General features: G+C 60.2%; 9 protein-coding genes. 4 read left to right on the forward strand and 5 right to left on the reverse strand.

Annotated elements, in window-relative coordinates:
- Positions 1-5: 5 nt before the first annotated feature.
- The 5 genes from GIR22_RS15800 to GIR22_RS15820 form a co-directional block, all read right to left on the reverse strand.
- A complete protein-coding gene (locus GIR22_RS15800) occupies positions 6-821 on the reverse strand; it encodes a TIM barrel protein (RefSeq protein ID WP_154744236.1) in 816 nt (271 codons plus the stop codon).
- Between the two features lie 27 nt (positions 822-848).
- Entirely contained in the window at positions 849-2351 is a 1503-nt protein-coding gene (locus tag GIR22_RS15805) for a CoA-acylating methylmalonate-semialdehyde dehydrogenase (protein ID WP_154744237.1), read from the reverse strand.
- A gap of 24 nt (positions 2352-2375) precedes the next feature.
- On the reverse strand, positions 2376-3170 hold the full coding sequence (iolB, locus tag GIR22_RS15810; protein WP_154744238.1) for a 5-deoxy-glucuronate isomerase: 795 nt from the start codon (positions 3168-3170) through the stop codon (positions 2376-2378).
- Positions 3167-4060 (reverse strand): myo-inosose-2 dehydratase, encoded by an 894-nt coding sequence (iolE, locus tag GIR22_RS15815; RefSeq protein ID WP_154744239.1) that lies wholly within the window; start codon positions 4058-4060, stop codon positions 3167-3169. Before iolE ends, iolB begins: the two co-directional genes overlap by 4 nt.
- 75 nt (positions 4061-4135) lie before the next feature.
- Entirely contained in the window at positions 4136-6073 is a 1938-nt protein-coding gene (locus GIR22_RS15820) for a bifunctional 5-dehydro-2-deoxygluconokinase/5-dehydro-2-deoxyphosphogluconate aldolase (RefSeq protein WP_154744240.1), read from the reverse strand.
- Here GIR22_RS15820 and GIR22_RS15825 point away from each other — a divergent pair.
- From GIR22_RS15825 to GIR22_RS15840, 4 genes are all read left to right on the forward strand, one after another.
- Positions 6072-6221: a hypothetical protein gene (locus GIR22_RS15825; protein ID WP_154744241.1), complete on the forward strand. Its 150-nt coding sequence runs from the start codon at positions 6072-6074 to the stop codon at positions 6219-6221. The genes GIR22_RS15820 and GIR22_RS15825 overlap by 2 nt on opposite strands.
- 158 nt (positions 6222-6379) lie before the next feature.
- Positions 6380-7300 (forward strand): MurR/RpiR family transcriptional regulator, encoded by a 921-nt coding sequence (locus GIR22_RS15830; protein ID WP_154744242.1) that lies wholly within the window; start codon positions 6380-6382, stop codon positions 7298-7300.
- A gap of 129 nt (positions 7301-7429) precedes the next feature.
- Entirely contained in the window at positions 7430-8113 is a 684-nt protein-coding gene (locus GIR22_RS15835) for a response regulator transcription factor (protein WP_154744243.1), read from the forward strand.
- Positions 8091-9485 (forward strand): sensor histidine kinase, encoded by a 1395-nt coding sequence (locus tag GIR22_RS15840; RefSeq protein ID WP_154744244.1) that lies wholly within the window; start codon positions 8091-8093, stop codon positions 9483-9485. The genes GIR22_RS15835 and GIR22_RS15840 overlap by 23 nt, the downstream gene beginning before the upstream one ends.
- Positions 9486-9718 lie beyond the last annotated feature (233 nt).

The following is a 9718-nucleotide window of genomic DNA, read 5'->3' on the forward strand; positions in this document are numbered from 1 at the left end:
CCCCCTTATCTTTTTTGCAAATGGGCCATGCTCGCCCCCAGCGCCTGCTGGATATCCGCCAGGCCATGCACGCTTTCAGCAAATGGCTCAAACGACAGGTAGCCGCCGTAGCCAGTGCTGAGCAAGGTATCGATCTGCGCGGCATTGCCGAGGATATCGCCCTCGCCCACCAGCACCCGATGGCCGTCACGAATGGTTGCCAGCGGTGCGTCGGCGTCTTCCACGCCAGAGATATGCACCAGGCCGGTCAGCTCAGGGAAGAACTCGTGTTCACCCGCCAAGTGATGGTGGAAGGTGTCATGCACCAGGCGGAACACATCCAGGCCGCCAATGGCTTTGATCGCGTCCACCGCCACGCGCTTGCGACGCAGGGAGCACTCTTCGAAGCCCAGGGGTTCGATGAAACCGAGAATCCCGTGATCCCGCAGAATCGGCGCCAGCTCGCTCAACGCCGTGCGCAACCCGGCAGCGCGCCGGGCTTCATTGCGTGAATCGGCTCGATCGTTCAACGGGCACATCACCAGTCCCCGGGCGCCGCATTCACGGGCATAAGTTGCCAGCGTCACAGCCTGGGCGCGGCGCTCGTCATTCCACACATCAAAGGGATACAGGGCATTGATCGACAACACGTTGATAGCGTGTGCCGTGCACAATTCGCGCACGCGACTGGCCGGTGTACCGTCTTCGATCTCGATGCCCTTGAGGTCGTTGCGGATCTCGATGGCGTCACATTTGAGGGTCACCGCCAACGCGATAAAGTCCGGCAGGGAAAGACCAGGGGCGACCATGCGATTCAGGGCAAAACGTAGAGGCGACTTCATTATTGTTGTGCTCCACACGCGTAAAAGTTACTTGGCCGTCGGCATGCTGAATTCAGGACCCTTGGCAATACTGTCGGGCCAACGCTGCATGATGCTTTTGTAGCGGCTGTAGAAACGGATACCTTCTTCGCCATAGGCATGGTGGTCGCCAAACAACGAGCGCTTCCAGCCACCAAACGAATGCCAGGCCATCGGTACCGGAATCGGCACGTTGATGCCGACCATGCCGACCTTGATGGTGCGGGCAAAAGCGCGTGCGATACCGCCGTCGCTGGTGAAGCACGACACGCCGTTGCCAAACTCATGGGCGTTGATCAGGGCCACGGCGCTGGCGAAATCCGCCACCCGCACGATGCCCAGCACCGGACCGAAAATTTCTTGCTGGTAGATACTCATCTCGGTCGTGACGTTATCGAACAACGTGGCACCGACGAAGAACCCACCCTCGGCTCCCGGTACCGTGAAGCCGCGCCCGTCGACAATCAGTTTCGCGCCCTGGGCCACGCCTTGGTCGATAAAGCCTTCGACCTTAGCCTTGTGTTCTGCCGTCACCAGCGGACCCATTTCGCTATCTTTGTGCATGCCATTACCGACCTTGAGTTGGTCGATGCGCGGCAGCAATTTGTCGATCAGCCTGTCGCCGACATCGCCCACCACAACGGCAATCGAGATCGCCATGCAACGTTCACCAGCCGAACCGTACGCCGCACCGATCAAGGCGTCAGCCGCCTGATCCAGATCGGCATCGGGCATCACGATCATATGGTTCTTGGCCCCGCCCAACGCCTGCACGCGCTTGCCACGCTGGGTCGCCTGCTGGTGAATGTATTCGGCAATCGGCGTGGAGCCGACAAAGGAAATTGCCTCGACATCCGGGTGCTGCAACAGGCCGTCCACGGCGCTCTTGTCGCCCTGGACCACGTTGAACACGCCATCGGGCAGCCCAGCCTGGGTCAACAGGCGGGCCATCAGCAAACTGGCGGACGGGTCACGCTCGGACGGCTTGAGGATGAAGCAGTTACCGGTGGCCAGGGCCAAGGGGATCATCCACAGCGGCACCATCACTGGGAAGTTGAAGGGGGTGATCCCGGCGCACACGCCCAGGGGTTGGCGCAGGTTCCAGTTGTCGATACCGCCTCCGATGCTGTCGCTGAAATCGGTTTTCAGCAGGTTAGGTGCGCCACAGGCATATTCGACAATCTCGATGCCGCGGGTGACTTCGCCCTTGGCATCGGAGAAGACCTTGCCGTGTTCGCGGCTGATGATTTCAGCCAACTCGTCGTGGTGCTGGTCCAGCAATTCCTTGAACTTGAACAGCACCCGGGAGCGCCGCAGGGACGATTGCTCGGACCACGCAGGAAACGCCTTCACGGCACACGCCACGGCTTCATCGACAGTCTTCTGGCTGGCCAGGCCAACCCGCGCCTGCACCTCACCGGTGGCCGGGTTGAACACATTACTGAAACGTTCGCTACCGCTGTCCTGCACTTGGCCGTTGATGTAGTGGCCGATCACCTGGGCGTTGCTCATGGGGCGTGTTCTCCGTGGAAGTCGTTAAAGGTCCAGCAGCCAGCTGTGCTGCGGGTCGTTATGGAAGTGCCAGGCGCGCGTGGGGCCGGCCATCACGTTCAGGTAGTACGACTCGTAGCCGTAGGGCACGCTGACCGGGTGATAGCCCTTGGGCACCACGACGAGGTCGCTGTTTTCCACAGCCATGGCCTGGTCGATGCTGCGATCGTCGGTGTACACCCGCTGGAACACAAAGCCCTGGGGCGGGTTGACCTGGTGGTAATAGGTTTCCTCAAGAAAGCTCTGGTGCGGTAGGTCGTCGGTGTCGTGCTTGTGGGGTGGGTAGCTGGACGAATGACCGGACGGCGTGCGCACCTCAACCACCAACAGCGAATGGGCGGGTTCGCTGTCGGGCAGAATGTCGCATACGTAGCGGGTATTGGCGCCCTTGCCGCGCACGCTGCGTTTGCACTGTTCAGGGCGGATCAGCCGTGGCGCAAGGCCTGCGGCGGTAGAGCCGGGAGCTGCGCAGACGGCAATTTGCACGTCGCTCAAGGCGGTGACCTGAGCGTCGGTGCCCGGCGGCAGGTAGGCGGCAAAGGGCGATTTGTCTTCGAAGACCGACTGGCGATCACCAAGGTTCTGCCAGTTGAAGCCTTCGCCTTCGATATTCACTCGACCACTGAGCAGTACCAGGCACAGTTCCTGGTCACCGGCGGTGACGGGCAGTGTTTCGCCCAGGCTCAAGCGGTAGGCGGCGAAGCCCACGTACTCCAGGCGCCCTTCTTCCAAGGCCACCATGGTTTGCCCGCGTTTGTTGCTCTTTACCAACAAGCTCATTGTCCCGTCCTCTCGTCAAGAAGAGCACGCAAGGTGTCGTAGCCCTTCTTCGCATAGATATAACTGGGTGCTACCGCCGGATCCTGCTCGGCTTCCACCACCAGCCAGCCGTGGTAATCAGCGGCCAACAGCACATCCAGCAACGCGGCGAAATCAATATCTCCATCACCGGGCACGGTAAAGGTGCCGTTGATGATGCAGTCGGGGAAGCTCCACATAGTGTTACGGGCCAATTGCACCACCGACTTGCGCACGTCCTTGAAGTGCACGTGACAGATGCGGTCGATGTGCTTTCGCAGCACCTCGATGGGTTCGCCGCCACCCATGTAGCAGTGTCCTGAATCGAACAACAGGCCGACTTCCGGACCGGTGAGGCTCATCAGTTTGTCGATGTCTTGCGGGGACTCGACATAAGCGCCCATATGATGGTGGTAGGCCAGGCGCACGCCCTGGGACAGGGTAAAGCGCGCCAGCTCGGTGAGCTTGTCGGCGTAGTCCTGCCAGGCCTGTTCGCTATGAAAGCGCGGACGTTCGATCAGGCGAATGGGTGAGCCCTGGATCGAATCGGCGACTTCGCCGTACACCAGCACCGTCGCACCGTTCTGCCGCAGCAGCTCGACATGGCTGCCAATGGCGTCGATTTCCTCGGCCACCGAGCGCCGGGCCAGGCGGCTGGAATACCAGCCAGAGACCAGCGCCAGGTCATAGGGACGCAATACATCGCCCACGCCCTTGGCGTCCTTGGGGAATTTGCCGTTGAGCTCAAAGCCTTCGTAGCCGATGTCCTTGCCTTCGCTCAGGGCGGTGCTCAGGGGCGTTTCACCGCCCAAGGCCGGCAGGTCGTCATTGCTCCAGGAAATCGGGTTGATGCCAATACGGATAGCGGGCATGGCTGCACCTTTTATTGTTTTCACATTAGCCTGAGGACGCATTTTCTCTCCCTGCAGGAGCGAGGGGGAAGCCAGTCAGCTTCGGGAGCTGCGCCAAGCATTAATCAGTTGCTCGAAGGTACCTTGCACCTGCTGAATCAACCCTTCATCATCAATCTCCCCCGCCATCCACGCCCGGCTGGGCTCCTGGAAGATCGTGCGACCCACGGCAAACCCGCGGCAGGTCTGGCTTTGGCTGGCTTGCTGGAAGCCTTCCGCCAGGCACTCGGCAGAAGCATTCAACCCCAGCAACACCACGCCCCGGCAGTAGGGATCGCGTTCCTGGATCAGCTCGTCGAGCTTTTTCCAATCCTCGGCCGACTGCGCTTCGATCTTCCACCACGCCGGGTAGATGCCCAGGTTGTACAAGCGCTTGAGGCTGCGATAAAGCACATCGGGATAGGTGGACGGGTGATCTTTGGGTGGAATGACTTCCAGCAACAACTCATGACCGCTGATTTGCGACGCCTGATACAGGCCCTTGAGCTGCGCTTCCTGTTCCAGGCGCAGCAACGGCTCGTCGTCGGGGTGAAATTGCACCAGGCACTTGATGATCTGTTCCTGAGGCCAGGCAATCAGGTTGCTGCCAATGGAGCGCCCATGTTCGAAGGCCAATGGGCGCGAGCCCTGGACTTCCACCGGGCGGGCGATCCACCAGCCGCGACCGGTGGCGGCATTCAGGGCCTCCTGGCCGAAGCGCTGGTCGGCCAGAAGGCCAACATCGGCTTCAACGCCCTGCGCACGCAGCTTGTTTTCAACCCGCTCCACAGCCTTGATAAACAGCTGCTTGATGGCGCTGATACGCGCCGGGTCCTGGCCGCCTTTCTGCGCCAGCTCCACCAGTTGCCAGCGATGGTCGAAGGCAAACACAAACAACTGCTTCCAGACTTTGCGCGGCACGCTGACCTGATGCAGGCGCTGCAGCACCGGGTCCTGGTCCGGCCGGGTGATGGGCACCGGGCTGTTAAACAGGTAATCCAGTTCGGCACGGGTCGGCATGGCCGGCGCACAAGCGTGGCGAGACACCACCAGGCCGCCGCAGGCATTGGCTAATTGACAGCAACGCTCGTCGCTGGCGTCCTCCAGCCAACCACCGAGAAAACCCGACATGAAGGCATCGCCGGCCCCCAATACGTTGAGCACCTCCACCTGCACCCCGGGATAGATCGCAGCGTCTTCGAGCTGTGCCGGGATGTCGCCGTGGATCACCGTGCAACCTTGGGGGCCAAGCTTGACCACCAGGGTCGCCGCCGTCAGGCGCCGCACCGTGCGCAAGGCGGTGAGCAAGTCCTCACTGCCGCCGGCGATGAGGAACTCCTCTTCGGTGCCGACGATCAGGTCAAAACGCGCAAGGATTTTCTGCACATGCTGACTGACATTCTGGTCAGCGACAAAACGGGTTTCACCGTCGGCCTTGCCAGCCAAGCCCCAGAGAACCGGGCGGTAGTCGATGTCCAGCACGCGCTTGACGCTGTGCTTTTCGGCGTAGTCCAGGGCCTGGATGCTGGCCTGGTACACGCCGTCGGTGGAGAAATGGGTGCCAGTGATCAGCAGGGCTTTGCTGGAGGCAATGAAGTCTTCGCTGATGTCCGCCGCCTGCAAGGCCATGTCGGCGCAGTTTTCACGGTAGAACACCAGCGGGAAGGTTTCACGGTCCTTGAGGCCCAGCAAGACCATGGCGGTCAGCCGCTCCGGGTCAACCTTGATAGCACTGACATCACAGCCTTCGCGAGCCAGGGACTCCACCAGGAAACGGCCCATGTGGTCGTCCCCCACCCGGCTCAACATCGCCGACTTGAGCCCCAGCCGCGCGGTGCCGAAGGCGATGTTGGCAGAGGAACCGCCCAGGTACTTGGCGAAGCTTGAAACGTCCTCCAACCGCGCACCTACCTGCTGTGCATAGAGATCGACGCCCAGGCGCCCGAGGCAAATCAGATCCAATTGACGCCCATTGGCAAAACGAGTCTGGCCCATGCTGGCTCCTGTTATTTTTATCAGCCTGCGTCTGCCATCATGGATGGCGGCAGCCGCTCTTGGTGGATGCAGACTAAAACGTCCAACGCGCTCAATCAATATTTATTCTATAAATATTTTTAGTGGAATATTTTTTCCAATACCATGACATAGAATCGATCTAGCCCCCAGTGCATCGTTTCAGCCACGGGCCCAGGCCAGGAAGCCACGGTATTTTTTTACGCCTACCCTGTAGACTTGCACACACCGACCTATTGTCCGGGGCAGGTCGAACTGCCCTATAAGAACAAGCCAGAAGGATTTCCTATGTCCCGCACCGATCAGCAGGCCAGCTCCGAGACCGTCCCGGAAAATGCTCTGCCTAGCCCTGCGATCAATGCCGAGCGCCTGTTGCAACTGATCACCGACGAATACGAAAGCCTGCCCCGCCAGCTCAAGCGCATCGCCAGCTATATGAGCCAGCAGAGCGACCGGATCATGGTCGACCGCATCAGCGACATCGCCCGGGAATGTGAGGTACATCCTTCGGCCATCGTGCGTTTTTCCCAGCGCTTCGGTTTCAGTGGTTTCAGTGAAATGCAGGCACTGTTTCGTGAGGCCTATACCCACAAGACCACGCCGGTACAAAACTACCAGCAGCGCATCCGCAGCATGATCGCCAACAAATCACAGAAAGCCAGCGGCGGCGACTTGGCCCGCGAATGCGTGAATGCCACCCTGTCGGGCATTGAACGCCTGGGGTTTGAGCTCGATGACGTCGCCTTCGAAAAGGCCGTGGACCTGGTGGTCAATGCCGACAATATCTACGTGGTCGGTGTGCGCCGCTCCTTCGCCGTGGCCGATTACCTGGTCTATAACCTGCAACACACCAACAAGCGCATCCATCTGGTGTCTGGCCTGGGCGGCAGCTACCGCGAACAGATGCGCAGCGTGCGGGCCAACGATCTGGTGATCGCCATCAGCTTCACGCCCTACGGCAAGGAAACCCAGCATTGCCTGCGCATCGCCCAGCATCACCAGGCGAAAACCCTGATCATCACCGACAGTAACCTGTCGCCTCTGGCCAAGCGGGCGAATGCGGTGTTGCTGGTGAATGAGGGGTCGTCGTTTGCGTTCCGCTCGTTGAGTGCAACCCTGTGCCTGTGCCAAGCGTTGTTTATCGCCGTGGCGTATCGGTTGGAGTTGAAGGTGGATGAGATTCATGAGCAGGTGGGGTTTGACGACTGACCCACAAGCCGCTGCCGAGGTACGAGGCTGCGATGGGGTGCACCTACATGAATATTTTTTTAGGAAGCTGGCTATCATTTCTTGGCAAAATGCCCTCACTTCAGTGTGAATTGCTCACCAGGTGATCCTATGACCCGCATTTTGACCATCGAAGACGACGCCGTAACAGCTCGTGAGATCGTCGCTGAACTGAGTAGTCATGGACTTGACGTAGATTGGGTGGACAACGGCCGTGAAGGATTGGCCCGTGCGGTCAGTGGCGATTACGACCTGATCACCCTCGATCGCATGCTCCCCGAACTGGATGGCCTGGCCATCGTCACCACCCTGCGCACCATCGGTGTATCGACACCGATCCTGATGATCAGCGCCCTGTCCGATGTCGATGAGCGGGTACGCGGCCTGCGGGCCGGCGGCGATGACTACTTGACCAAGCCCTTCGCCTCCGACGAAATGGCCGCTCGGGTCGAGGTGCTGCTGCGGCGCAAAAGCACGGTCAAGGAGTTTGAAACCGCGCTGCGGGTAGCCGATCTGGAGCTGAACCTGATCAGCCGCGAAGCCAGTCGCGCCGACCAGCCCCTGAACCTGCTGCCCACCGAATACAAACTGCTGGAATTTCTGATGCGCAACACCGGGCAGATCCTGTCACGGATGATGATCTTCGAGGAGGTCTGGGGGTATCACTTCGACCCGGGCACCAACCTGATCGACGTGCACATCGGTCGCCTGCGCAAAAAAATCGATCCACCGGGCCTCACGCCGCTGATCCGCACGGTACGAGGTTCGGGCTATGTCATTGCTGAACCCCTCTAAGGGCTGGCGCTCCTCCAGCAGCCGCTTGCTGGCGCTGTACAGCACGCTGTTCGTGGCTTGGAGCTGCATCCTCATGGGCGTTCTGTACTATGAGGTATCGGGTTACCTGAGCACCCTCTCGCGTCATTCGCTGATGCAACGCCAGCACCTGTTCCAGCGATTTGAAGGCGAGCAGTTGGAGGAGGCCTTGAGCACCAGCCTGGCGTTCGACATGAAAGGCGTCGACGCCTATGGCCTGTTCGATGCGCACTATCGCCCGCTGAGCGGCCCGGTACGCATCATTCCGCCGGACCTGCCCCTCGATGGCCAGATCCACGCCCTGACCAAATGCTTCGACTCCGATGATCCGAAATTGCCCCCGAACAGTTGTGATGCTGTCGCCACCCAGACCCGGGATGGCCACTGGCTGATCCTGGTACGGGAAAACGGCTCACTGTTTGGCGTCACCCGAATCATCCTGCAGGCCCTGTTATGGGCGATATCCCTGACCATCATCCCCGGCGTCGCCGGCTGGCATCTGTTACGTCGGCGCCCCCTGCGACGGATTCGCGAGATCCAGTCCAGCGCCGAGGCCATCGTCGCTGGCGACCTGACCCACCGCCTGCCCTTGTCCAATCGACGTGACGAATTGGACATGCTGGCGGCCATCGTCAATGCCATGCTCGATCGCATTGAGAAACTGATGAACGAGGTCAAGGGCGTGTGCGACAACATCGCCCACGATCTGCGCACCCCACTGACTCGCTTGCGGGCGCAGTTGTACCGGATCAAACAACAGGCCGACGAAGGCTCGCCCCACGCCCTGCAACTGGATGAAGTGATCAGCGAAACCGACACCCTGATGGCGCGCTTTCGTGGTTTGCTGCGCATTTCCGAACTGGAAGACCATCAACGGCGCTCCGGCTTCCGGCTACTCGACCCCCTGCCCTTGCTGCGCGAACTTCACGACTTCTACTTGCCCCTGGCAGAAGAAGGCGAGATGCAGTTACTGCTGCAAACCCCGGAGTCGCTGCCGTGGATTACCGGTGATCGCGCCTTGTTGTTCGAAGCCCTGGCGAATCTGCTGAGCAACTCGATCAAATTCACGCCACCGAAAGGTTCGGTGATTCTACGGGCAGTCAACGATACTGGCAGCACGCGAATTGAAGTCCTGGACTCAGGCCCCGGAATTCCGGAGGCAGAGCGCAATTGCGTGTTCCAGCGCTTCTATCGGGTGGATGAGAGCAACCAGCATGGCGGGTTTGGATTGGGCTTGTCGATTGTCGCGGCGATCATCAACTTGCACGGTTTCAAACTGGAAGTGGGCACCAGCGAGCTGGGAGGAGCACGGCTGGTGCTGGAGTGTCGGCAGCAGTTAATACCGCAAGGCTGAACCTGCGATAAAGGCCGCAGGACCCTCAACAGTTTCAAGCCCCAAACGACTGCTGCGCAGCCGATCGCAGGCTGCGCCAGCGGCTACAGGTGATCAGCGGCTTCTGTAGCCGCTGTCGAGGCACGAGGCTGCGATAAGGGCCGAAGGACCTTCAACAGTTTCAAGCCCAAACGACTGCTGCGCAGCCGATCGCAGCCGATCGCAGGCTGCGCCAGCGGCTACAGGTGATCAGC

The organism is Pseudomonas karstica, assembly GCF_009707515.1.
In the GTDB taxonomy this organism is placed as follows: Bacteria; Pseudomonadota; Gammaproteobacteria; order Pseudomonadales; family Pseudomonadaceae; genus Aquipseudomonas; species Aquipseudomonas karstica.

Bases quoted from the DNA above. Each gene is read 5' to 3' on its own strand.
- GIR22_RS15800 (WP_154744236.1), bottom strand. From the start codon at position 821: ATGAAGTCGCCTCTACGTTTTGCCCTGAATCGCATGGTCGCCCCTGGT.
- GIR22_RS15805 (WP_154744237.1), bottom strand. From the start codon at position 2,351: ATGAGCAACGCCCAGGTGATCGGCCACTACATCAACGGCCAAGTGCAG.
- iolB (WP_154744238.1), bottom strand. From the start codon at position 3,170: ATGAGCTTGTTGGTAAAGAGCAACAAACGCGGGCAAACCATGGTGGCC.
- iolE (WP_154744239.1), bottom strand. From the start codon at position 4,060: ATGCCCGCTATCCGTATTGGCATCAACCCGATTTCCTGGAGCAATGAC.
- GIR22_RS15825 (WP_154744241.1), top strand. From the start codon at position 6,072: ATGCTGGCTCCTGTTATTTTTATCAGCCTGCGTCTGCCATCATGGATG.
- GIR22_RS15820 (WP_154744240.1), bottom strand. From the start codon at position 6,073: ATGGGCCAGACTCGTTTTGCCAATGGGCGTCAATTGGATCTGATTTGC.
- GIR22_RS15830 (WP_154744242.1), top strand. From the start codon at position 6,380: ATGTCCCGCACCGATCAGCAGGCCAGCTCCGAGACCGTCCCGGAAAAT.
- GIR22_RS15835 (WP_154744243.1), top strand. From the start codon at position 7,430: ATGACCCGCATTTTGACCATCGAAGACGACGCCGTAACAGCTCGTGAG.
- GIR22_RS15840 (WP_154744244.1), top strand. From the start codon at position 8,091: ATGTCATTGCTGAACCCCTCTAAGGGCTGGCGCTCCTCCAGCAGCCGC.